This window comes from Terrabacter sp. Soil811 (assembly GCF_001429655.1).
Taxonomy (GTDB): Bacteria; Actinomycetota; Actinomycetes; order Actinomycetales; family Dermatophilaceae; genus Terrabacter.
Genome location: NZ_LMSX01000001.1, coordinates 306,299 through 329,228, shown reverse-complemented (window position 1 = coordinate 329,228; position 22,930 = coordinate 306,299). Strand labels below are relative to the sequence as shown.

The 22,930-nt window shown below is 70.6% G+C and carries 24 protein-coding genes; 21 read left to right on the top strand and 3 right to left on the bottom strand.

Annotated features, from left to right (window positions below; all coding sequences use genetic code 11):
- Nucleotides 1–106 precede the first annotated feature (106 nt).
- The 16 genes from rpmE to ASH01_RS01425 all read left to right on the top strand — a co-directional run bounded on the left by rpmE (nt 107) and on the right by ASH01_RS01425 (nt 15,527).
- A complete protein-coding gene (rpmE, locus tag ASH01_RS01505; protein ID WP_026863931.1) occupies nt 107–322 on the top strand; it encodes a 50S ribosomal protein L31 in 216 nt (71 codons plus the stop codon).
- A gap of 89 nt (nt 323–411) precedes the next feature.
- Nucleotides 412–1,503, top strand: a complete 1,092-nt coding sequence (gene prfA, locus ASH01_RS01500) for a peptide chain release factor 1 (protein ID WP_056770513.1) — start codon at nt 412–414, stop codon at nt 1,501–1,503.
- Nucleotides 1,500–2,369, top strand: coding sequence for a peptide chain release factor N(5)-glutamine methyltransferase (gene prmC / locus ASH01_RS01495; RefSeq protein ID WP_056770509.1), 870 nt, complete (start codon nt 1,500–1,502; stop codon nt 2,367–2,369). The genes prfA and prmC overlap by 4 nt, the downstream gene beginning before the upstream one ends.
- Before the next feature lie 55 nt (nt 2,370–2,424).
- On the top strand, nt 2,425–3,264 hold the full coding sequence (locus ASH01_RS01490; protein ID WP_056770506.1) for an L-threonylcarbamoyladenylate synthase: 840 nt from the start codon (nt 2,425–2,427) through the stop codon (nt 3,262–3,264).
- A gap of 47 nt (nt 3,265–3,311) precedes the next feature.
- Entirely contained in the window at nt 3,312–4,589 is a 1,278-nt protein-coding gene (gene glyA, locus ASH01_RS01485; RefSeq protein ID WP_056770502.1) for a serine hydroxymethyltransferase, read from the top strand.
- A gap of 44 nt (nt 4,590–4,633) precedes the next feature.
- On the top strand, nt 4,634–5,731 hold the full coding sequence (locus ASH01_RS01480; protein ID WP_056770500.1) for a glycosyltransferase family 4 protein: 1,098 nt from the start codon (nt 4,634–4,636) through the stop codon (nt 5,729–5,731).
- 144 nt (nt 5,732–5,875) lie between these two features.
- A complete protein-coding gene (locus ASH01_RS01475) occupies nt 5,876–6,385 on the top strand; it encodes a hypothetical protein (protein WP_056770497.1) in 510 nt (169 codons plus the stop codon).
- Between the two features lie 14 nt (nt 6,386–6,399).
- Entirely contained in the window at nt 6,400–6,693 is a 294-nt protein-coding gene (locus tag ASH01_RS01470; RefSeq protein ID WP_200959015.1) for an AtpZ/AtpI family protein, read from the top strand.
- Between the two features lie 148 nt (nt 6,694–6,841).
- A complete protein-coding gene (gene atpB, locus ASH01_RS01465) occupies nt 6,842–7,624 on the top strand; it encodes a F0F1 ATP synthase subunit A (RefSeq protein WP_056770495.1) in 783 nt (260 codons plus the stop codon).
- A 126-nt stretch (nt 7,625–7,750) separates the two neighbouring features.
- Nucleotides 7,751–7,960 carry an ATP synthase F0 subunit C gene (gene atpE / locus ASH01_RS01460; protein ID WP_020142944.1) on the top strand — a complete coding sequence of 70 codons (210 nt, stop codon included), beginning with the start codon at nt 7,751–7,753 and terminating at the stop codon, nt 7,958–7,960.
- A gap of 56 nt (nt 7,961–8,016) precedes the next feature.
- Complete coding sequence (locus ASH01_RS01455) at nt 8,017–8,619, top strand: F0F1 ATP synthase subunit B (RefSeq protein ID WP_056770492.1); 603 nt, start codon at nt 8,017–8,019, stop codon at nt 8,617–8,619.
- Nucleotides 8,619–9,431 carry a F0F1 ATP synthase subunit delta gene (locus ASH01_RS01450; RefSeq protein WP_056770488.1) on the top strand — a complete coding sequence of 271 codons (813 nt, stop codon included), beginning with the start codon at nt 8,619–8,621 and terminating at the stop codon, nt 9,429–9,431. Before ASH01_RS01455 ends, ASH01_RS01450 begins: the two co-directional genes overlap by 1 nt.
- Before the next feature lie 69 nt (nt 9,432–9,500).
- Nucleotides 9,501–11,132, top strand: a complete 1,632-nt coding sequence (atpA, locus tag ASH01_RS01445) for a F0F1 ATP synthase subunit alpha (protein WP_056770485.1) — start codon at nt 9,501–9,503, stop codon at nt 11,130–11,132.
- A gap of 104 nt (nt 11,133–11,236) precedes the next feature.
- Complete coding sequence (locus tag ASH01_RS01440; protein WP_056770482.1) at nt 11,237–12,169, top strand: F0F1 ATP synthase subunit gamma; 933 nt, start codon at nt 11,237–11,239, stop codon at nt 12,167–12,169.
- Nucleotides 12,170–12,196: 27 nt separating this feature from the next.
- A complete protein-coding gene (atpD, locus tag ASH01_RS01435) occupies nt 12,197–13,657 on the top strand; it encodes a F0F1 ATP synthase subunit beta (RefSeq protein WP_056770479.1) in 1,461 nt (486 codons plus the stop codon).
- 490 nt (nt 13,658–14,147) lie between these two features.
- Nucleotides 14,148–15,527: an NAD(P)/FAD-dependent oxidoreductase gene (locus tag ASH01_RS01425; protein WP_056770473.1), complete on the top strand. Its 1,380-nt coding sequence runs from the start codon at nt 14,148–14,150 to the stop codon at nt 15,525–15,527.
- A 107-nt stretch (nt 15,528–15,634) separates the two neighbouring features.
- Here the strand turns inward: ASH01_RS01425 and ASH01_RS01420 are convergent, their stop codons facing one another.
- Nucleotides 15,635–16,072, bottom strand: coding sequence for a DUF6918 family protein (locus tag ASH01_RS01420; RefSeq protein WP_200961741.1), 438 nt, complete (start codon nt 16,070–16,072; stop codon nt 15,635–15,637).
- Nucleotides 16,073–16,190: 118 nt separating this feature from the next.
- On the opposite strand from ASH01_RS01420, the gene ASH01_RS01415 reads away from it, so the two are divergent.
- Together ASH01_RS01415 and ASH01_RS01410 are read left to right on the top strand one after the other, a co-directional pair.
- Nucleotides 16,191–16,466 (top strand): F0F1 ATP synthase subunit epsilon, encoded by a 276-nt coding sequence (locus ASH01_RS01415; RefSeq protein ID WP_028785412.1) that lies wholly within the window; start codon nt 16,191–16,193, stop codon nt 16,464–16,466.
- 8 nt (nt 16,467–16,474) lie between these two features.
- A complete protein-coding gene (locus tag ASH01_RS01410; RefSeq protein ID WP_056770467.1) occupies nt 16,475–16,912 on the top strand; it encodes a DUF2550 domain-containing protein in 438 nt (145 codons plus the stop codon).
- 124 nt (nt 16,913–17,036) lie between these two features.
- On the opposite strand, the gene ASH01_RS01405 is transcribed toward ASH01_RS01410, so the two are convergent.
- Nucleotides 17,037–18,032 carry a hypothetical protein gene (locus tag ASH01_RS01405; RefSeq protein WP_056770464.1) on the bottom strand — a complete coding sequence of 332 codons (996 nt, stop codon included), beginning with the start codon at nt 18,030–18,032 and terminating at the stop codon, nt 17,037–17,039.
- Nucleotides 18,033–18,233: 201 nt separating this feature from the next.
- Complete coding sequence (locus ASH01_RS01400; RefSeq protein WP_056770461.1) at nt 18,234–18,878, bottom strand: cob(I)yrinic acid a,c-diamide adenosyltransferase; 645 nt, start codon at nt 18,876–18,878, stop codon at nt 18,234–18,236.
- A gap of 66 nt (nt 18,879–18,944) precedes the next feature.
- Here ASH01_RS01400 and murA point away from each other — a divergent pair, with 66 nt between their 5' ends.
- The 3 genes from murA (at nt 18,945) to ASH01_RS01385 (ending at nt 22,927) form a co-directional block, all read left to right on the top strand.
- Nucleotides 18,945–20,231 carry a UDP-N-acetylglucosamine 1-carboxyvinyltransferase gene (gene murA / locus ASH01_RS01395; RefSeq protein WP_056770458.1) on the top strand — a complete coding sequence of 429 codons (1,287 nt, stop codon included), beginning with the start codon at nt 18,945–18,947 and terminating at the stop codon, nt 20,229–20,231.
- Nucleotides 20,232–20,436: 205 nt separating this feature from the next.
- Complete coding sequence (locus ASH01_RS01390; protein WP_056770456.1) at nt 20,437–20,805, top strand: STAS domain-containing protein; 369 nt, start codon at nt 20,437–20,439, stop codon at nt 20,803–20,805.
- A 103-nt stretch (nt 20,806–20,908) separates the two neighbouring features.
- A complete protein-coding gene (locus tag ASH01_RS01385) occupies nt 20,909–22,927 on the top strand; it encodes a protein meaA (protein ID WP_056772511.1) in 2,019 nt (672 codons plus the stop codon).
- Nucleotides 22,928–22,930 lie beyond the last annotated feature (3 nt).

Here is a 22,930-nt window from a genome sequence, read left to right as displayed (position 1 = left end):
TGCGCCGATCTGGCACACTCTTCCTTTGGACCGGTTCACGGGAGAGCAGCTCCCCAGCGTGAGCAGCGATGACACCGACCCGGCCGACTACCTCAAGGAGACAACGTTGAAGAAGGACCTTCACCCCGAGTACGTCGAGACCACGGTGACCTGCACCTGTGGCAGCACGTTCGTCACGCGCAGCACCGAGACGTCCGGCAAGATCTCTGCCGACGTCTGCTCGCAGTGCCACCCGTTCTACACGGGCAAGCAGAAGATCCTCGACACCGGTGGCCGCGTGGCCCGGTTCGAGGCCCGTTACGGCAAGAAGGCCGCCAAGTAGGTCTCCCGCACGCCGGCTCCCACGACTTCGGTCGTCGGGAGCCGGCGTTCGCTTTACCCCGACCCGTCCCCTGAGCCGAAGGGCCTGCCGTGCTCGATTCCGTCCAGTCGATCCTCGACGAGTACGCCGAGCTCGAGCTGCAGCTCGCCGACCCGGCCGTGCACGGTGACCAGGACCTCGTGCGCACCCTCAACAAGCGGTATGCCGCCCTGGCGCCGACCGTCGCCGCCGCCCGCGAGTGGACGGCGGCCGGCGACGACCTCGCGGCCGCACGTGAGCTCGCTGCCGACGACGCGTCGTTCGCCGAGGAGGTGCCCTCGCTCGAGGCCCGCCTCGCGGCCGCGGAGGAGCACCTGCGGCGGATGCTCGTGCCCCGCGACCCCGACGACGACCGCGACGTCATCCTCGAGGTCAAGGCGGGGGAGGGCGGCGACGAGTCGGCCCTCTTCGCAGGCGACCTGCTGCGGATGTATCTCCGCTACGCCGAGCAGCGCGGCTGGCGCACCGCCGTCGAGGACGCGACCGAGAGCGACCTGGGTGGCTACAAGGACGTCCGGGTCTCGGTGCGCGCCAAGAGCGCTCCCGGGCTGGGCGAGGGGCCCTGGGCCCGCCTCAAGTACGAAGGCGGCGTCCACCGTGTCCAGCGCGTGCCCGTGACCGAGAGCCAGGGGCGCATCCACACCTCGGCGGCCGGCGTCCTCGTCATGCCGGAGGCCGAGGAGGTCGAGGTGACGATCGACCCCAACGACCTGCGCATCGACGTCTACCGCAGCAGCGGCCCCGGCGGGCAGAGCGTCAACACGACCGACTCGGCCGTGCGCATCACCCACCTGCCCTCGGGCCTCGTCGTGTCGTGCCAGAACGAGAAGTCGCAGCTGCAGAACAAGGAGGCCGCGATGCGCGTGCTCCGGGCGCGGCTGCACCAGATGGCCAAGGACGAGGCCGACGCGGAGGCGAGCGCCGCCCGTCGGTCGCAGGTGCGCACCATCGACCGGTCGGAGCGCATCCGCACCTACAACTTCCCCGAGAACCGCATCTCCGACCACCGCACCGGCTACAAGTCCTACAACCTCGACTCGGTGCTCGACGGAGACCTCGACCCCGTCGTCCAGTCGGCGCTCGACGCCGACGAGGCCGCCAAGCTGGCGGCGCTCGCCGAGGGCGACGGGCCGCGCGCGTGACGGACCTGCGCGAGGGTGTCCGGGCTGCTGCTGCGCGGCTCCGCGACGCGGGGGTGGCCTCCGCCGACGTCGACGCCGTCGAGCTCGCGGCCCACGTGCTCGAGGTCGACGCCTCGGAGGTCCGCCGCCTCATGGTGCTCGGCGGCCGCATCCTCCCGGGGTCGTATGCCGTCCTCGTCGACGAGCGGGCCCGCCGGGTCCCGCTGCAGCACCTGACGGGCCGCGCCCACTTCCGCCGCCTGACCCTGTCGGTCGGCCCGGGGGTCTTCGTGCCGCGGCCCGAGACCGAGGTCCTCGTCGACCTCGCGCTCGTCGAGGTCGATCGGCTGTCGGCAGCAGGCGCCGAGGCCGTCAGGGTCGTCGACCTCTGCTCGGGCTCCGGCGCCATCGCCCTGTCCGTCAGGGCGGAGCGACCGGACGCCGACGTGCGCGGCCTCGAGCTGTCGCCCGACGCGTACGCCTGGTCGGTGGCCAACCGCGACCGCCTGGGTCTCGACGTCCGGCTCGAGCAGGGCGACGCGACGCTGCCCTGCTTCGAGGACTGGGCGGGCGCCGTCGACGTCGTGACCGTCAACCCGCCCTACATCCCCGTGGGCGCCGTGCCCGTCGACCCCGAGGTGCGCGACCACGATCCAGACGTCGCGCTCTACGGCGGCAGCGAGGACGGCCTGGCCATCCCGCTCGCGGTGGCCCGGACGGCCGCCCGGCTGCTTCGTCCCGGCGGCCTCGTCCTCGTCGAGCACGCCGACTCACAGGGCGAGAGCCTGCCCCGCCGCCTCGCGGCGACGGGGCAGTGGACCGACGTCACCGACCACGACGACCTGTCCGCCCGCCCGCGGGTGACGGTGGCGCGCCGCCGCGTCTGACCCACGGGTCGGCCCGGCGCCCGGGCGCTCGACCGCGCCCCAGTAGGCTCTGCCCGTGAGCGAGCGCTACGACTGCACCGACCCCGAGGGGCGTGCCGAGGGCATCCCGGCCGCGGCCTCGGCCGTCCGACGCGGCGAGATCGTCGTCCTGCCGACCGACACGGTCTACGGCATCGGCTGCGACGCCTTCGACGCCACCGCCGTCGCCTCCGTCCTCGCGGCCAAGGGCCGCGGCCGCGACATGCCGCCGCCGGTCCTCATCCCGACCGCCCGCACGGCCCAGGGCCTCGCGACGCAGGTGCCCGACTACGCCCAGCGGCTCATGGAGAAGTTCTGGCCCGGACCGCTGACGCTCGTGCTCAAGGCGCAGACGTCGCTGCACTGGGACCTGGGCGAGACCAACGGGACCGTGGCCCTGCGCGTGCCCGCCCACGAGATGACCCTCGAGCTGCTCGGCGACATCGGTCCCATGGCGGTCACGAGCGCCAACACGACCGGCGACCCCGCGGCCCGCACGGTCGACGAGGCGGTCGGGATGCTCGGCGAGTCCGTCGGGGTCTACCTCGACGGCGGCCCGGCCGGCGAGGGGCAGCCCTCGACGATCGTCGACTGCACCGGCGAGACCCCCGTGACCCTGCGCCTCGGCGCCGTGAGCCAGGACGAGCTCGACGAGGCCCTCGTGCCCGAGCCCGTCCTCGAGGCCCCCGAGCCCGACGCCGAGCCGGCGGCCGAGGCCGACGCGACGCCCGCGGCGGACCCCGCGACCGAGCCGGACGCGGAAGCAGACGTCGAGCCGGGGGGCGAGGCGCCGGCCGAGGCTGCCGAGACGCTCGGCGAGTGGCACGACGTGTCCACGACCGAGCGGCCGTCCGACGGTGCCAGCACGACGCAATAGAGTTGGCTCGCGCTCGCGCCCCACTCCCGACCCCCCGGAGAACTCCCATGGCTGACGACACGTTCTACGGCTCCGACTTCGGTGCCCTGCAGTCCTTCGACCCCGACATCGCGGGGGTGCTCCTGTCGGAGCTCGACCGCATCCGCGGGGGACTGCAGCTCATCGCGAGCGAGAACATCAGCTCGCCCGCGGTCCTGACGGCCCTCGGGTCGACGTTGTCGAACAAGTACGCCGAGGGCTACCCCGGTCGCCGCTACTACGGCGGCTGCTCCGAGGTCGACAAGGCCGAGACGATCGCGATCGAGCGCGCCAAGGCCCTCTTCGGCGCCGACCACGCCAACGTCCAGGCGCACTCCGGCGCGAGTGCCAACCAGGCCGTCTACGGCGCCTTCATGGCTCCGGGCGACACGATCCTGGCGATGGCGCTGCCGATGGGCGGCCACCTGACGCACGGCACCAAGGTCTCCTTCTCCGGCAAGTGGTTCAACGCCGTGCACTACGGCGTCGACCAGCAGAGCGAGGACATCGACTACGACCAGGTCGAGGCCCTCGCCCGTGAGCACCGTCCCAAGGTCATCTGCGCCGGCGGCTCGGCCATCCCGCGCCTCATCGACTTCGAGCGTTTCCGCGCCATCGCCGACGAGGTCGGCGCGATCCTCTGGGTCGACGCCGCCCACTTCATCGGCCTCGTGGCGGGCCAGGCCATCCCCTCGCCCGTGCCGTACGCCGACGTCGTCACCTTCACGACGCACAAGGTGCTGCGCGGCCCGCGCTCCGGCGCCCTCGTCTGCAAGGCCGAGCACGCCGCCGCCATGGACAAGGCGATCTTCCCGATGATGCAGGGCGGCCCGCAGATGCACACCATCGCGGCCAAGGCGGTCAACTTCAAGGAGGCCGCGACGCCCGAGTACGCCCAGTACGCCAAGGACGTCATCGCCAACAGCCGGCAGCTCGCGGCCAGCCTGCTCTTGCTCGGCATCCGCCCGACGACGGGCGGCACCGACACCCACCTGGCGCTGCTCGACCTCCAGGGCGTCGGTGTCACCGGCAAGGAGGCCGAGGAGCGGGCCGACGCGGCCGGCATCGTGCTCAACAAGAACGCCATCCCCTTCGACCCGCAGAAGCCCAACATCGCCTCGGGCATCCGCGTCGGCACGCCGTCGGTCACGACCCAGGGCATGGGCCTGGAGGAGATGAAGCAGATCGCCTCGCTCATCCACCGCGCCGTCACCGAGGGTGACGCCGACCCCGACCACGCGGTGAGCAAGAACGTGCGTGCGGAGGTCACCGACCTCGTGACGCGCTTCCCGGCATACCCTCGCTGAGTCAGTCCCCCCGCCAGCGTCGGCGCCCGAGCGAAGGTCGGTAGGTGCACGAGTACGTCCTCGTCCTCATCGTGGCCGCTGCGGTCACGTACCTCGCCACACCCTTCGTCCGCAGCGTCGCCGTCGCGACCGGGGCGTTCACGGCCGTCCGCGAGCGCGACGTCCACAAGACCCCGATCCCGCGGCTCGGGGGAGTCGGCATCTACATCGGCTTCGTGGCGGCGGCGCTCGTGGCGAGGGCGCTGCCCTACCTCGGGACGCTCTTCTCGACGAAACAGATCTTCGGCGTCGTCGCCGCAGCCGGCATCGTGTGCCTGCTCGGGGCGTTCGACGACATCCGTGAGCTCGACTGGCTGACCAAGCTGGCGGGACAGATGCTCGCGGCGGGCCTGATGGCCTACACCGGGGTGCAGCTGCTGTCACTGCCGATCTTCGGCACGACCATCCTGCCGACCCCCGTCCTCGTGCTCTTCACGGTGCTGGTCGTCATCGCGTCGACGAACGCCGTCAACTTCATCGACGGGCTCGACGGGCTCGCCGCGGGGGTCGTCTGCATCGCGGCGTTCGCCTTCTTCGTCTACAGCTACATCGTGTCGCGCTCGTTCGTGCCGGCCAACGTGTTCTCGACCGCGACCTTCATCTCGGCCGCCCTCGTGGGCTGCTGTGCCGGCTTCCTGCCGCACAACTTCCACCCGGCCCGACTCTTCATGGGCGACTCGGGAGCGCTGACGCTGGGGCTGCTCCTGTCGGCGGCGACGATCACCCTGACCGGCAACGTCGACCCGGGCGAGGTCAGCGCCAACGACGTGTCGGCCGCGTTCCTGCCGATCCTCGTCCCGCTCGCGGTCCTGCTGCTGCCGCTGCTCGACATGCTGCTCGCCGTGGTCCGGCGCACCCGTGCCGGCCAGCGACCGTGGCACCCCGACGCGATGCACCTGCACCACCGCATGCTGCGCATCGGTCACGGCCACCGCCGTGCCGTGCTCATCCTCTACCTGTGGGCCGCCATCGTGGCGCTGGGTTCGGTGTCCTTCGTCATCTGGGACGGCCTCCGTCCGCTCGCGGTCGTGGGGGCGGCCGCCGCGATGGGTGTCGTGCTCACCGTCTGGCTTCCTCGGTGGAGGCCGTCCGAACGCTTGTGATAGCATTCACAAGCACCTGAGGGGAGTCTGGGAAGACCGCCACAGGAGCCCGGAAGTCCTTTCCACACAAGCGATCCGAGCATCATCCGGATCAGCCCGAACCCCGCCCGCACTACGCCTCACGACGCACCCAGGCAGGTTTTCTTGAGCGCCACACCGGCACGCGACGCATCACAGTCAGATGCCTTCGCGCAGCTCCTCCGGGGCTCCCTGCTGCCGACGGCCGTGGCCGGCCTCGTCTGCGTCGTCGTCGGGCTCTTCTCGAGCCCCAAGGCCGCATGGTCGGCCGCGCTCGGCGCCGCCATCGTCCTCTTCTTCTTCAGCCTGACGCTCCTCGTCATGAAGCGCACGGCCGACCTGCCGCCCACGACGACGATGATGATCGTCATGGTCACCTACACCTTCAAGGTGCTGGTGCTCGGCGTCGTCATGTTCGCGCTGCGCGACGTCACGTGGGCCTCGGGCTTCGCGATCGGCCTGTCGATCACCGTGTGCGCCGTCGTCTGGCTCTTCTTCGAGATGCGCGCCTACAAGCGCCTGCGGATCTTCGCGTACGACCCCGACGGCGCGGCCTCGCTCGACGCGACGCCCGACTCGAAGCCCGACGCGACGCCCGAGGCGGCGCCCCACCGGGAGCCGCGTGATGAGCCGTGACACGGGAGGTCGACATGACCACACCACCGACGCCGGAGCCCAGCGACCCGAGCGAGCCCACGGTGCCCAGCGAGCCCAGCGAGCCCTCTGCGGAGGACAAGGCCGAGGAGCTGCGGCGGTTCAACACCCGCGAGCAGGACTCCGCCTGGCGTGCCGTCGCCTACATGCTCACCGGTCCGCTCATCTACGGCGGTCTCGGTGCCTTGGCCGACCACTGGCTGGGCACGACCTGGCTCGTCGGGGTCGGGATCGTGGGTGGAATGGCCCTGTCGCTCTACCTGATCTGGTTCCGATACGGTACCCATTGAGCCCGACGGCCTCCGTGCCGCACGTCAGCGCGTCGCCCGCCGGCCCGCCGACGTGGAGCCCCACCGGGAGCCCGCTCCCGAGCACCGACTCTCCACCCCTGACGCAGGTCGTCAGCCGAAGTGCCCAGAACCTACAAAGGAGTAACCCGTGAGCATCGTGGCCGCCGCCCCGACGGACTACACCGCCCCCGGCGTCGAGGAGTTCTGGCAGCCCCTCTTCGGGACCGACGGGCCGTTCGCGATCACCCGCCCGATCCTGCTCATGGTCCTGGCCACCGGCCTTGTCGCGTGGTTCCTGCTCGCCACGACGAAGAAGAAGGCTCTCGTGCCCGGCCGCGGCCAGATGGGCACGGAGGCCGTCTACGGCCTCGTGCGCAACGGCATCGCCAAGGACCTCATCGGCAGCAAGGAGTTCATGCGGTTCGTCCCGCTGCTCTTCGCGCTCTTCACGACGATCCTCGTCAACAACCTGTTCGGCGTCATCCCGCCGATGAGCTACCCGACGATGAGCCGTATCGGCTTCCCGATCGCGCTGTCGCTCATCGTCTGGGTCGTCTTCCACGTCGTCGGCATGCGCAAGCACGGCTTCATCGGCTACTGGAAGTCGCTCGTGCCCGCCGGCCTGCCCAAGGCGATGATCCCCGCGATCTTCTTCCTCGAGCTGATCACCGACCTCTTCACGCGCCCGGTCACCCTCGCCCTGCGACTCTTCGGCAACATGTTCGCCGGCCACATCCTCATCGTCCTGTTCATCACCGGTGGCTGGTACATGCTCACCAACGGCGGCATCCTCGTCATCGCCGGCGGCGTCACGTGGATCTTCGCCTTCGTCATGACGCTGTTCGAGATCCTGGTCCAGTTCCTCCAGGCCTACGTCTTCACCCTGCTGGCCGCCCTCTACATCGGCGGCGCGGTCGCCGACGAGCACTGAGGCCGACGCCTCCCTGCGCCTCCGGCGCACCACGAACTGCACCACCGCACGAGCACCACACACCAGCTTCGCCCCCGCCCGTCTGGTAACCGCCAGCCGGACAAGACAAGAAGGAATGGAATAAACATGACTGGCAACATCGCCATCCTCGGTTACGGCCTCTCCGCCATCGGCCCCGGTATCGGTGTCGGTCTGATCTTCGCCGCCTACATCAACGGCGTCGCCCGTCAGCCCGAGGCTCGCGGCATGCTGCAGCCGATCGCCTTCCTGGGCATGGCCATCACCGAGGCGCTCGCCATCTTCGGTATCGCGCTCGCCTTCGTCTTCAAGGGCTGACGCCCCTTTCCGGGGCAGCCCGAAGCACCGATCGTCTTTCTCTCTAGGAGAACCTCATGCAAGCAGTGACCGTGACCGCCGAGGGCGGCGAGGGCGGCTTCTGGGCCACCGCGGCACCGATCATCCCGCACCCGCTCGAGTTCTTCTTCGGCCTGGCGTGCTTCGCGATCCTATACGTCGTCGTGAAGCAGAAGGTCGTGCCGCGCCTCGAGCAGATCTACGCCGAGCGCACTGCTGCGATCGAGGGCGGGATGAACAAGGCCGAGGAGGCCCAGGCCCAGGCCCAGGCCGCGCTCGAGCAGTACCAGGCGCAGCTCGTCGAGGCCCGCTCCGAGGCCGCCCGCATCCGTGAGGACGCGAAGGCCCAGGGCGCGCAGATCATCGCCGAGATGCGCGAGCACGCGGCGTCCGAGGCCTCTCGGATCACCGAGACGGCGCACAAGCAGATCGAGGCCGAGCGCCAGCAGGCCGTCGTCTCGCTCCGCGGTGACGTCGGCCGCATCTCGACCGACCTCGCGAGCCGCATCGTCGGGGAGTCCCTCCACGAGGAGACCCGTCAGAAGGGCATCGTCGAGCGGTTCCTCGCCGAGCTCGAGTCGGGCGACGTCGTGCGCGAGAAGGTCGGCGGCGCCGCCGGCAGCCCGGGCGGGGATGCCTGATGCAGGGACCCTCACGCGCAGCGGCGGCGGCGAGCCGCGAGGCTCTCACCGGCGTCCTCGCTGCCGGTGCCGACCGTTCGCGGTTGGCCGAGGAGCTCTTCGCGGCCGTCGGGATCATCGACAGCAGCGCGACCCTGCGTCGCGCCGTGGCCGACCCGTCCCGCGAAGGCGTCGACAAGGCCCAGCTCGCCGAGCGGCTCTTCGCGGGCAAGGTCAGCGCCGAGACGCTGGTCGTGCTCAAGGGTGCCTTCGGCCAGCGCTGGAGCTCCGAGCGTGACCTGACCGACACGGTCGAGTCGTATGCCGTCGAGGCCGTCATCGCCGAGGCGGAGGTCCAGGGCCGTGCCGACCGCGTCGAGGACGAGCTGTTCCGCTTCGAGCGCATCGTGGCGGCCGACGCCCCGCTGCGCTCGGCGCTGGCCGACTCGCAGGCGCCCGCCGACAAGCGAGCCGACCTCGTGTCCTCGCTCCTGCGCGAGAAGGTCGCACCGGAGACCCTCGTGCTGGCCCGTCAGGCCGTGGTCGCCCCGCGCGGCCTGCGCTTCGACCGGGTCCTCGAGAAGTACCTCGAGACGGCCTCGAGCCGCCGCGAGCAGCAGACGGCCATCGTCACCTCGGCCGTCCCGCTCACCGACGACGACCGTGCCCGCCTCGCCGCGGGCCTGGCTGCCATCTACGGCGGCACGGTCCACGTCAACACCGTCGTGGACCCCCGGGTCATGGGCGGGGTCAAGGTCGAGATCGGTGACGAGCTCATCGACGGAACCGTCATCCGCAAGCTCGACGCGGCCCGCCGGGCCATGGGTGCCTGAGGCACCCACCACCAGCTGTGATCAACCACCGGCCCGTCCTGCGGGTCGAAACCGAGGAGAAGATCTGACATGACGGAGCTTTCGATCCGTCCGGAGGAGATCCGGGACGCTCTGGACTCGTTCGTCCAGTCCTACGAGCCCGGCGCGGCCTCCCGCGAAGAGGTCGGCCGCGTCACCGACGCCGGTGACGGCATCGCTCACGTCGAGGGTCTGCCCTCGGCCATGACCAACGAGCTGCTCCAGTTCGAGGACGGCACGCTCGGCCTCGCGCTGAACCTCGACGTCCACGAGATCGGCGTCGTCGTCCTCGGTGACTTCGCAGGCATCGAGGAGGGCCAGACCGTCAAGCGCACGGGCGAGGTCCTCTCGGTCCCGGTCGGTGACGACTTCCTCGGCCGCGTCGTCGACCCGCTCGGCAACCCGATCGACGGTCTCGGCGACATCAAGTCCGAGGAGCGTCGTGCCCTCGAGCTGCAGGCGCCCAACGTCGTCCAGCGCAAGTCGGTCCACGAGCCGCTCCAGACCGGCATCAAGTCGATCGACGCGATGACGCCGATCGGCCGTGGCCAGCGCCAGCTCATCATCGGCGACCGCCAGACCGGCAAGACGACGGTCGCGATCGACACGATCATCAACCAGAAGCGCAACTGGGAGTCCGGCGACCCGGACGCCCAGGTCCGCTGCATCTACGTCGCCATCGGCCAGAAGGGCTCGACCATCGCGTCGGTCCGCGGCACGCTCGAAGAGGCCGGCGCGCTGGAGTACACCACCATCGTCGCGGCCCCCGCGTCCGACTCGGCGGGCTTCAAGTACCTCGCGCCCTACACCGGTTCGGCCATCGGCCAGCACTGGATGTACCAGGGCAAGCACGTCCTCATCGTCTTCGACGACCTGAGCAAGCAGGCCGAGGCCTACCGCGCCGTGTCGCTGCTGCTGCGCCGTCCGCCGGGCCGCGAGGCCTACCCGGGTGACGTCTTCTACCTGCACTCGCGGCTCCTCGAGCGTTGCGCCAAGCTCTCCGACGACCTCGGCCACGGCTCGATGACGGGTCTGCCCATCATCGAGACCAAGGCTGGCGACGTGTCGGCGTACATCCCGACCAACGTCATCTCGATCACGGACGGCCAGATCTACCTGCAGGCCGACCTGTTCAACGCCAACGTGCGTCCGGCCATCGACGTGGGTGTCTCGGTCTCCCGAGTCGGTGGTGCCGCGCAGATCAAGGCGATGAAGTCCGTCGCCGGTCGACTCAAGCTCGACCTCGCGCAGTTCCGCGCCATGGAGGCGTTCGCCATGTTCGCCTCCGACCTCGACCCCGCCTCGCGAGCCCAGCTCGCCCGTGGTGGGCGCCTCGTCGAGCTGCTCAAGCAGCCGCAGAGCTCGCCGTACCCCGTCGAGGAGCAGGTCGTCTCGATCTGGGCCGGCACGACCGGTCGCCTCGACGACGTCGCCGTCGAGGACGTGCGGACCTTCGAGTCCGAGCTGCTCGAGACGCTGCGTCGCGACGGCAAGATCCTCCAGACGATCCGCGAGACCCTCAAGCTCGACGAGGACACCGAGACGGCGCTGGCCAAGGTCGTCGACGAGGTCAAGTTCACCTTCCGGGGCACCGGCAAGGACGGCCTCGAGGCCGGCAACGAGGAGTTCGACGAGATCGCCGACGACCAGATCACCCAGGCGAAGATCGTCAAGCAGAAGTGACCACCTTCCGTATGCCGCCCGGCCAGCCGGGCGGCATACGGAAGCGGGCGTGAGCCCACCCTGCAGGCAACCACAGACTTTAGAGACCAAGAGAGGCGGAGCACATGGGAGCGCAGATGCGGATCTACCGCCAGCGCATCAAGTCCGTCAACTCCATCAAGAAGATCACCAACGCGATGGAGCTGATCGCGGCCGCACGCGTCGTCAAGGCCCGCCAGCGGGCCACCGAGGCGATGCCGTACACGACCGCGCTGACGCGTGCCGTGTCCGCGGTGGCGACCAACACGAACGAGGACCACCCGTTGACGACGGCGAAGGAGACCGCGAAGCGGGCCGGCGTCGTCATCATCACGGCGGACCGCGGACTTGCCGGTGCCTACTCCGTCGCGGCGATCAAGGAGAGCGCGGAGCTCATCTCCAAGCTGACCGCCGAGGGCAAGGAGGTCGTGCCCTACCTCGTCGGTCGCAAGGCCGTGAGCTACTACAAGTTCCGCAAGCGCGACTACGCCGCCGAGTGGACCGGCTTCTCCGACGCCCCGACGTTCGAGAACGCCAAGGAGATCGCCGACCGCATCACGGCCGACTTCCTCAAGCCCACCGAGGAGGGCGGCCACGACGAGATCCACGTCGTGTTCACCCGCTTCCGCTCGATGGTGCGCCAGGACCCGTTCGTGCTGCGCCTGCTGCCCCTCGAGGTCGTGGAGGCTGACGACGCCAGCGAGGACGAGAGCCTCGACCTCAGCGTCAACCGCTACGAAGAGGGGCAGATCCCCCCGGAGTACTCCTTCGAGCCGAGCGCGTCCGAGGTCCTCGACCTGCTGCTGCCGAAGTACGTCCGCAACCGCATCTTCACCGCGCTGCTCAGCTCGGCGGCCTCCGAGCTCGCCGCCCGCCAGCGCGCGATGAAGTCGGCCACCGACAACGCGACGGAGCTGATCAAGACCTACCAGCGCCTCGCCAACCAGGCCCGTCAGGCCGGCATCACCCAAGAGATCAGCGAAATCGTGGGCGGCGCCAACGCCCTCGCCGAGAAGTAACGCCCACAGGTAAGGAAGCAGACCACCATGACTGCAGCTGTCAGCGACACCACGTGGACGGCCCCGCCCGCGGGCGGCGTCGGACGCATCTCCCGCATCATCGGCCCGGTCGTCGACGTGGAGTTCCCCGTCGACGCCATGCCCGAGCAGTACAACCTGCTCACGACCGAGGTGACCCTCGCGGGCGAGACGAAGAACCTCAACCTCGAGGTCGCCCAGCACATCGGCGACAACATGGTCCGTGCCATCTCGCTCCAGCCGACCGACGGTCTCGTGCGCGGCTCGTCCGTGCAGGACACCGGCGGCCCCATCACCGTCCCCGTCGGTGACGTGACGCTCGGCCACGTGTTCAACACGACCGGCGAGTGCATGAACCTCGCCGAGGGTGAGCGGCTCGAGGTCAAGGAGCGCTGGGGCATCCACCGCAAGGCCCCCGCCTTCGACCAGCTCGAGTCCAAGACCACGATGTTCGAGACGGGCATCAAGGTCATCGACCTGATGACCCCGTACGTCCAGGGTGGCAAGATCGGCCTCTTCGGTGGTGCCGGCGTCGGCAAGACCGTGCTCATCCAGGAGATGATCGCGCGTGTCGCCCGTGACCACGGTGGCGTGTCGGTGTTCGCCGGTGTCGGTGAGCGCACCCGTGAGGGCAACGACCTCATGGTCGAGATGGAGGAGGCCGGCGTTCTCGGCCAGACGGCCCTCGTCTTCGGCCAGATGGACGAGCCGCCGGGCACGCGTCTTCGCGTCGCGCTGTCGGCGCTGACGATGGCGGAGTACTTCCGCGACGTCCAGAAGCAGGACGTGCTGCTCTTCATCGACAACATCTTCCGCTTCACGCAGGCCGGCTCGGAGGTCTCGACCCTCCTCGGCCGTATGCCGTCCGCCGTGGGTTACCAGCCCACCCTGGCCGACGAGATGGGCACCCTCCAGGAGCGCATCACCTCGACGCGTGGTCACTCGATCACCTCGATGCAGGCGATCTACGTGCCGGCCGACGACTACACCGACCCGGCCCCGGCCACGACGTTCGCGCACCTCGACGCGACGACCGAGCTCTCGCGTGACATCGCGTCGATGGGTATCTACCCCGCCGTCGACCCGCTGTCCTCGACCTCGCGAATCCTCGACCCGCGCTACGTGACCGCCGACCACTACAACACGGCCGTGCGCATCCGCTCGATCCTCCAGCGCAACAAGGAGCTGCAGGACATCATCGCGATCCTCGGTATCGACGAGCTCTCCGAAGAGGACAAGATCCTCGTCAACCGCGCCCGTCGCATCCAGCGCTTCCTGTCGCAGAACACCTACGTCGCCAAGCAGTTCACCGGCATCGAGGGTTCGACGGTGTCGCTGGCCGACTCGATCGAGGGCTTCACGAAGATCGCCGACGGCGAGTACGACCACGTCGCCGAGCAGGCCTTCTTCATGTGTGGTGGCCTCGACGACGTCGAGCGTCAGTGGGCGGAGATCCAGAAGAACCTCTGACCTGGATGGATCGATTCACCCGACGACGGGGAGGTGCCCTCTGGGCCCTCCCCGTTCGTCGTCTGTGGGTGCCGAGCTTGGCGGTGGCCGTCGTGGCCGGCGCGTTCGTCCGCGCCCGCCACGGGCTGGACCTCAGCGCCAGCTCGCACGCCGTGGAGCTGGCGCTCCGCCTCACCCAGGGTGACGTCCCGTTCCAGGACGAGATGAACGTCCAGGCGCTGCCCGCTGGCATGCAACCAGCAGGTCGTGTCGTACACCACGAACCCGGCGCTGCTGTGCCTCCTCGCCGTGCTGCGGGTTGGGCACCACCGTCCGCCGCGTCCGCCACGACCACCTGCGCCGAGTGTGACGAGAACCGCAGCCCGTGGACGCCCTCCGCGTCCCCCGCGGGGCATGCGGGTACGACCGACGGTGTTGACAGAGATGAAACCGTCAGCGCCGACGCGCCCAGCACCTCGCACCAGGACACAGCTCAAGGACAAGGAGAATCGTGAGCACGCCCACCCAGCAGGCCCCGCGCCACCGGGTCGTGGTCATCGGATCGGGTTTCGGCGGACTGTTCAGCACGCAGAAGCTGAAGCGCGCCGACGTCGACGTGACCCTCATCGCCCGCACGACGCACCACCTCTTCCAGCCGTTGCTCTACCAGGTGGCCACCGGCATCCTCTCCGAGGGCGAGATCGCCCCGTCGACGCGCGAGGTGCTGCACCGCCAGGACAACGCCAAGGTGCTGCTCGGTGAGGTCGAGACGATCGACCTCGAGGCGCGCACCGTGACCCACACCGCGGTCGGCCGCGAGACGGTCACGCCCTACGACTCGCTCATCGTCGCCGCGGGCGCCGGCCAGTCGTGGTTCGGCAACGACCAGTTCGCCCGGCACGCCCCCGGCATGAAGTCGATCGACGACGCCCTCGAGCTGCGCGGTCGCATCTTCGGCTCGTTCGAGCTCGCCGAGCTCGCCACGACGCAGGCCGAGGTCGACCGCCTCATGACGTTCGTCGTCGTCGGCGCAGGCCCGACCGGTGTCGAGATGGCGGGCCAGATCTCCGAGCTCGCGCGACGCACCCTCAAGCGCGACTTCCGCCGGATCGACCCGACGAAGGCCAGGGTCGTCCTGCTCGACGCGGCTCCCGCCGTGCTGGGCTCGTTCGGCGAGAAGCTCGGCGACCGAGCCGTCAAGCGCCTGACCGAGATGGGCGTCGAGGTCCGCCTCGGTGCCAAGGTCGTCGACGTCGACGCGACGGGCATCGAGGTGGAGCACGGCGACGGCAGCCGCGAGCGCATCGAGTCGGTGTGCAAGGTGTGGGCCGCGGGCGTCAGCGCCTCGCCGCTCGGTCGCCAGCTCGCCGACCAGTCGGGCGCTCAGCTCGACCGGGCCGGCCGCGTCGAGGTCCGCGACGACCTGACGCTCCCGGGCCACCCCGAGGTCTTCGTCGTCGGCGACATGATGGCGCTCGACGGGCTGCCGGGTGTCGCCCAGGTCGCCATCCAGGGCGGCCGCTACGCCGCGGAGCAGATCGAGCGACGCCTCGACGGCAAGGAGCCCAAGGGCCCGTTCGAGTACTTCGACAAGGGCTCGATGGCCACGATCTCGCGCTTCTCCGCCGTCGCCTCGGTCGGCAAGGCGCAGTTCAGCGGGTTCTTCGCCTGGATCCTCTGGCTCGCCGTGCACCTCGTCTACATCATCGGCTTCAAGCACCGGATCACCACGCTGCTGCACTGGGCCGTCACCTTCATCGGCCGTGGCCGGTCCGAGCGGGTCGTCACCGAGCAGCAGGTGTTCGCCCGGCAGGCGATCGCCGACCTCGGTGAGGAGTTCAGTCCCGAGCTGCCGCGCGTCGCGACGGACCGCGGGCACGACGAGTCCTGACCGGTCCGGGTGCGACCCGGACCCACGACCGGGCCGGCTCCTCGAGGGGAGCCGGCCCGGCGGCATACGTGGTCGGTGGCGTGCACCGTCCTGCGGTCAGGGACGCGTCAGGGGACGAGACGCTCCACGGCTGCGCCGAGCCGGGGGAGGGCGGCGACGACATGGCCCTTGGCCTTGCCGCGCAGCGAGCCGTAGACCTTGGCGGCCGAGCCGTGCGAGGTGTTGGCGGCCTTCGCGTCGGTCACCGCGAGCAGGGCGTCGGCCGCGGCGTCGGGCTGGGCCGCGAGGTGGGCCCCGAACGGCGCGTCACCCTTGGTGGCCCAGAACGGGTCGAGGGCGCTCGCGAACTGGGGGAGCAGCCGGTCGGTGGCGCTCGTGACGAAGTTGCCACCGAGCTTCTTCGCGGCGGCGTAGCCGGCCTTGACGGCGGCTCCGCCCAGTCCGGACTTGTCGGCGACCTCGGCGTCGATGACGTCGGTCAGGGTCTCCACCGCCACCGGGCGGCGGGTCGGCTCGAGAAGGGCGTCGGACACGGTTTTGCTCATGGATAGGACTCCTGTGGAGGATGGGGAATCGGCGCGAGCGGCCTGCGCCACCTCGCGTACGGAGCATCCTCGCAGAGGCACTAAACTGCAGAGCACACCCCCACGATCCGGAGGAAACGTGAGTTCGCTCAAGGTTGAGATGGTTGCCGCCGACCGGAAGGTCTGGGAGGGCGAGGCCAAGTTCGTACGCGCCCGGTCCATCTCGGGCGAGCTGGGCATCCTGCCCGGCCACACCCCGTTGCTCGGTGTCCTCGTCGAGGGCGAGGTCTCCATCGAGTCCCTCGAGGGCGAGCGTCGCACGGTGACGGTCGACGGCGGGTTCCTCTCGGTCGACTCCGACGTCGTCACCATCGTCGCCGAGCACGTCGACGCCTCGTCGCTGCAGACGAGCTGAGGTCGCGCGTGCCGTCCGTTCTCGTCTCGACCGAGATCGTGATCGGCACGCTCCTGGTGGTCGCGGTGGCCGTCCTCGCGACGACCTACCTGCGCCGGCGCTACATCGCCAAGGGCCTGCCCCTGACCCTCTGCGGCATGCGCCGCACGGAGTCCGACCGCTGGCGCCTGGGTCTCATCCGGTTCGGTGACAACGCCCTCGAGTGGTATGCCCTCGGGGGCGTCTCCGTGCGCCCCAAGCACCGCTGGCTGCGCCAGCGCCTGCTGCTCGACGCTCCCGAGCCGCTGAGCGGCGGCGACTCGATCCCGCTGCTGCCCGACGCGAGCCGGGTGCCGTGCAGCGACGGCGACAGCGACTTCGAGCTGGCCCTCCAGGGACCCGCCTACACCGCGCTGCGCTCGTGGCAGGAGGCCGCGCCCCCCGGCTACAACGTCAACGTCGCCTGACGCAGCCCCGCTCCGGCCCACCCGCCTCGCCCGCTGGTCGCTCGTCGCGCACGAGATCGCGCACCCGCTGCGCCCAGGCGACCTGTTCTGCGCGATCTCGCGCAGTTCACGGCGCACGGTCTTCCTAGGACGACCGTCGCGTGACAGGTCGAACTCCCAGCCAGGGGTCGCGTGGGGTGGCCACGACGTCCGCGCGCACACCCGTCGCCCGGGCCTCGAGGTAGGCAGTCTCGACCCGTTCCCGCACCCAGCGGGGTCGCGAGCGGATCGAGTGCGGCGTCACCCCGACGACGACGACCCGTGCGGTCTGCAGATCGGTGTCCTGCTCGACCGTCGACTCCCAGGCCAGGCCATCGGCGTGCCACTGGCGGCTGTGCACCATGACCGCGAGGGCGACGTCGTCGATCCAGACGTCGGGTGTCGTCAGGCGGCGCCCCGACGAGGCGCGGACCTCGGGGTTGGCCCACACCGCGGGCAGGACCGTGGACGAGGAGAGGAGGCGCAGCAGGTCGGCCTCAGGGACGGACCAAGCCCCGGAGGCCGCGACCGCCAGACCCTCGTGCAGTCGTCGTGAGCCCGCCTGCCCGCGGACGAGCGTCCAGTGCGCGAGGTCGCTCAGCCGTGCCTTGCGCGACTGGGCCGCGGCGACGAGCACGGCTCGTGCCTGCTCGTCCGACGGTGCGGCCGCCGCGGCGTCGACGGCCGCCCGGGCGGGACACGACAGGCGGAGCGGGCCGCGCCGGTAGATGGGCTCGTCGAGCAGGGTCGTGTTGCGGACGAGGACCCACCCATGAGCCCGGGAGCGCAGGGGAGCCGGGACCAGGACCTGGATCGGGCTGGACACCGGAAGTCCTGCGATCCCGTGAACCGCTGCGGCCGACGAGCCTGCGAGCCAGCTTCTCGGACCGGCGAAGACCAGGGCGGCCATCAACCGCTGCTGCTCGGAGGGCACTCCGTTGGACAGCAGGACGACGCCTCGCAGGACGAGCCGCCATTCTCGCCCGAGCCTCGTGCGCAGCTGGGCCGGCGTCAGGCCGCCCTCGAGAAGCTGCCGGCGAGTCAGGACGCCGAACTGGTGCACGGCAAGCTCGTGCAGCGGGGCGGGGAGTCTGGGGTCCACCCGAGCATCGTGCGCTCCGGCGGGGCGTCGGTCCCGCCTCGGCCGTCAGGGTGTGGACGGTGCGCGACAGGCTTCCGGGGCTGTGGACGACACCGTGGTCGGGCGCAGGATCGCGCGTTTGCCGCGCCCAGGCGACCGCAGATGCGCGATCTCCCGCGCGACCAAGGCGCCGAGGCCGTATGCCGTGTGCCGTGTGGCGGGTCAGCGCTTCTTCGTGCGCTCGGGCTTCTCGACGCGGCCGCCACCGGGCTGCCACAGCACGTCGCCGCCGATCGGCTTGTTGGCGATCCGGGCGAGGATGAAGAGCAGGTCCGAGAGGCGGTTGAGGTACTTCGCCGTGAGGACGTTGACGCCGCCGACGCCCCTCGCGCCCGTGCCCTCGGGGGCCGGCTCGGTGCCGTGCTGGTCGGCGGCCGCCCACGCCGAGCGCTCGGCGCGACGCACGATGGTCGTCGCGAGGTGCAGGTGCGCCGACCCGGCCGTGCCTCCGGGGAGGATGAACGACCGGAGCTTCTCGACCGACTCGAGGTAGTGGTCGCAGTCCGCCTCGAGGTCGTCGATCCAGGGCTGCTCGACGCGCAGGGGCGGGTAGTCGTAGGCGTGCCGTAGCGGCGTCGACAGGTCGGCGCCGACGTCGAAGAGCTCGTTCTGCACGCGCTGGAGGGTGGCCCTGACCTCGTCGGGCAGGTCGCCGCACGCGACGGCGATGCCGATGGCGGCGTTGGCCTCGTTGGAGTCGGCGTAGGCGTGCAGCCGGGCGTCGTTCTTGCTCACCCGCGAGAAGTCGCCGAGGCTCGTCGTGCCGTCGTCGCCGGTGCGCGTGTAGATCCGCGTCAGGTTGACCATGGGGCCACTCTCTCACCCGTCGTGGAGGCGCCGTCGGTCGGTCGGTGCCCCGATAGGGTTCGGTGGGTGAGAGAGCGATTCCGTGTCGTCGGTGGTGCCCACCTCGTGGGCGAGGTCGCCGTCGTCGGCGCCAAGAACAGCGCCCTGAAGCTGATGGCCGTGGCCCTGCTGGCCGTGGGCCGCACGACGCTGACGAACGTCCCGGCGATCGCCGACGTGACGATCATGGCCGAGCTGCTGCGCCGGCTCGGGGTGGGTGTCGACTACGACCCGGCGGCGGGCGTCGTCGTCCTCGACGTCCCCGAGCGCATCGGTCACCGGGCCGACTACGAGCTCGTCCGGGCGCTGCGCGCCTCCATCTCCGTGCTCGGCCCGCTCGTGGCCCGCGTCGGCGAGGCCGACGTGGCCGTCCCGGGTGGCGACGCGATCGGCTCGCGCGGCCTCGACCTGCACGCGGCCGGCCTCGAGGCCCTCGGCGCCGAGGTGCACGTGACGCACGGCTACCTCGTGGCCACGGCGCCGGCCGGCCTGCGCGGCGCCGACATCCGGCTCGACTTCCCGAGCGTCGGGGCCACCGAGAACATCCTCACGGCGGCTGTCCTGGCCAGCGGCACGACGACGATCGACAACGTCGCCAAGGAGCCGGAGATCATCGACATCGCCGAGATGCTCGTGTCGATGGGCGCCAAGCTCGAGGGCGCCGGCACGTCGCGCATCACCGTCCACGGCGTCGAGGCCCTCGTCCCGACCGAGCACGCCGTCGTCTCCGACCGCATCGCGGCCGGCACGTGGGCCTTCGCCGCCGCCACGACGCGTGGCGACATCGAGGTCGTCGGTGGGGTCGCCGAGCACCTCAGGGCGCCGCTGGGCGCCCTCGAGGAGGCGGGGTGCCACGTCGAGGTCACCCCTCGCGGGTTCAGGGTGTCGGCCGTCGACCGGCGCCCGCGCGCCTTCGACGTCGCGACGCTGCCCTACCCGGGCTTCCCGACCGACCTGCAGCCCTTCGCCCTGTCCTACAACGCCGTGGCGGACGGCTCTGCCATGGTCACGGAGAACCTCTTCGAGGCCCGCTTCCGCACGGTCCAGGAGCTGGCCCGTCTCGGCGCCGACGCGCAGATCGACGGGCACCACGTCATGACCCACGGCGTCCCGATGCTGTCCGGTGCCCCCGTCGAGAGCAGCGACATCCGCTCCGGTGCCGCACTCGTCATCGCCGGCCTCGTGGCCGAGGGGGACACCCTCGTCAGCGGTGTGCACCACATCGACCGCGGCTACCCGCGCTTCGAGCAGGCGCTCCGCGCCCTCGGCGCCGACGTGACGCGCGAGCCCGACGACGAGCCCCCGTTCGAGTAGGCGAACCCGCAGAACCGCCGGGCCAGTCCGCGGCTGCGGCGGCGGATCGCCCCTTTTGTCAGGAGCGCTCAGTCCCGGCACGGAGGCCGGCGGAGTTCTTCGCTCGATGTTCGTATTTTCTTGACCACTTCTTGACTCCTAGGGGCAACGTTTTGGCTGGCTGAGGCGTCATCATGGTGACGGCACAGCGTTGAGAGGGGTCTACATGACGCTGAACACCCACCGCAGGGGTCCGGTCAGAGTGCTCGACGCACCCGACGGCCACGATGTCATCATCGAGGGGCGTCTCGACGTCCACACGGTGCCCGACATCCGTGACGCGATCCACGCGGTCATCAACCAGGGTCCTGGCGAGCTGCGCCTGCACCTCGGCGGCGCCGAGATCGGCGACGCGACGGGCCTCGGTGTCATCGTCCACCTCCACCGGCGCGCCACCCGCGCCGAGCGCCGTCTGCTGCTCGTCGATGCGAGCGACCGCACGACGCGCCTGCTGCGCGGGTGTCGGCTCGAGCGCATCCTCGCCCCGCGGCATCCGGCACCGGCGAGCCTGACTGTGGCGCCTCTCACCGCCTGAGCGCCTCCCCACCGCTGCACCCCGCCGCTACCGTCGAGCCATGTCTTCGACGGAGAGCACGCCGCATCCGGCCGCCCGGGTGACCCCCGACCGACCGTGGGTCATGCGCACGTATGCCGGCCACTCGAGTGCCGCTGCGAGCAACGCGCTCTACCGCCGCAACCTCTCCAAGGGGCAGACCGGCCTCTCCGTCGCCTTCGACCTGCCGACCCAGACGGGCTACGACCCGGACCACGTCCTCGCGCGGGGCGAGGTGGGCAAGGTCGGGGTCCCGATCAGCCACATCGGCGACATGGCAGCGCTCTTCGACGCCATCCCGCTCCGCGAGATGAACACGTCGATGACGATCAACGCGACGGCGATGTGGATGCTCGCGCTCTACCAGGTCGCCGCCGAGCGCCAGGCCGAGGCCGCCGGCGAGGACCCGGCCGCCTGGGTGCACGAGCTCGCCGGAACGACCCAGAACGACATCATCAAGGAGTACCTCTCTCGCGGGACCTACGTCTTCCCGCCCGCGCCGTCGCTGCGGCTCATCACCGACATGGTCACCTACACGGTGCGCGAGATCCCGAAGTGGAACCCCATCAACATCTGCAGCTACCACCTGCAGGAGGCCGGGGCGACCCCCGTGCAGGAGATCGCCTACGCCATGTCGACGGCGGTCGCCGTGCTCGACGCCGTGCGCGACTCGGGGCAGGTGCCGCCCGAGGAGTTCGCCAGTGTCGTCGCCCGGATCTCCTTCTTCGTCAACGCCGGCGTGCGGTTCGTCGAGGAGATGTGCAAGATGCGCGCCTTCGTGCAGCTGTGGGACGAGCTGACCCGGGAGCGCTACGGCGTGACCGACGCGAAGGCCCGCCGCTTCCGCTACGGCGTCCAGGTCAACAGCCTGGGCCTCACCGAGGCCCAGCCCGAGAACAACGTCCAGCGCATCGTCCTCGAGATGCTCGCCGTGACGCTCTCCAAGGACGCCAGGGCCCGCGCCATCCAGCTGCCGGCGTGGAACGAGGCGCTCGGTCTGCCGCGCCCGTGGGACCAGCAGTGGAGCCTGCGCATGCAGCAGGTGCTCGCCTACGAGTCCGACCTGCTCGAGCACGACGACCTCTTCACCGGGTCTGTCGTCGTCGAGGCCAAGGTCGCCGAGCTCGTGGCCGGGGCGAAGGCAGAGATGGCCCGGGTCGAGGAGATGGGCGGCGCCGTCGCCGCCGTCGAGTCCGGCTACATGAAGTCCGCGCTCGTCGCCTCCCACGCCGAGCGTCGACGCCGCATCGAGGCGGGCGAGGCCGTCATCGTCGGGCTCAACCGCTTCGAGACCACCGAGCCCAACCCGCTCACGGCCGACCTCGACACCGCGATCCAGACCGTCGACGCCGACGTCGAGCACCACGCCTCAGAGGCCGTACGCGCGTGGCGCGAGACGCGTGACGCAGACCCCGAGCGCCGGGCGCGCGCCGCGGCGGCTCTCGAGCGCCTGCGCGCCGACGCGGCGACCGACGTCAACCTCATGGCGGCCTCGCTCGAGTGCGCCCGTGCCGAGCTGACGACGGGGGAGTGGGCCGCCGCCCTGCGCGAGCAGTTCGGCGAGTACCGCGCACCCACCGGGGTCTCCGGCTCGGTGGGCGTCGGCGCGAGCGAGCCCGGGGACGCCCTGTCCCACGTCCGTCGGCTCGTCGCGCGCACCGGCGACGAGCTCGGCGAGAAGCTGCGCATCCTCGTCGGCAAGCCCGGCCTCGACGGCCACAGCAACGGCGCCGAGCAGGTGGCCGTGCGGGCCCGGGACGCCGGGTTCGAGGTCGTCTACCAGGGCATCCGGCTGACTCCCGAGCAGATCGTCGCGGCCGCCGTCGCCGAGGACGTCCACCTCGTCGGGCTCTCGATCCTCAGCGGCTCGCACATGGAGCTCGTGCCCGAGGTCCTGCGTGGCCTGCGCGAGGCGGGTGCCGGCGACGTACCGGTCATCGTCGGAGGCATCATCCCCGAGTCCGACGCCGCCGCCCTGCGGGCCGCCGGCGTCGCCATGGTCTTCACGCCGAAGGACTTCGGCCTCAACGACATCATGGGCGAGATGGTGGGTGTGATCCGCGCCGCACGGGGTCTTGCGCCCCTCGAGTCCGCGCCCGTCTGAGCA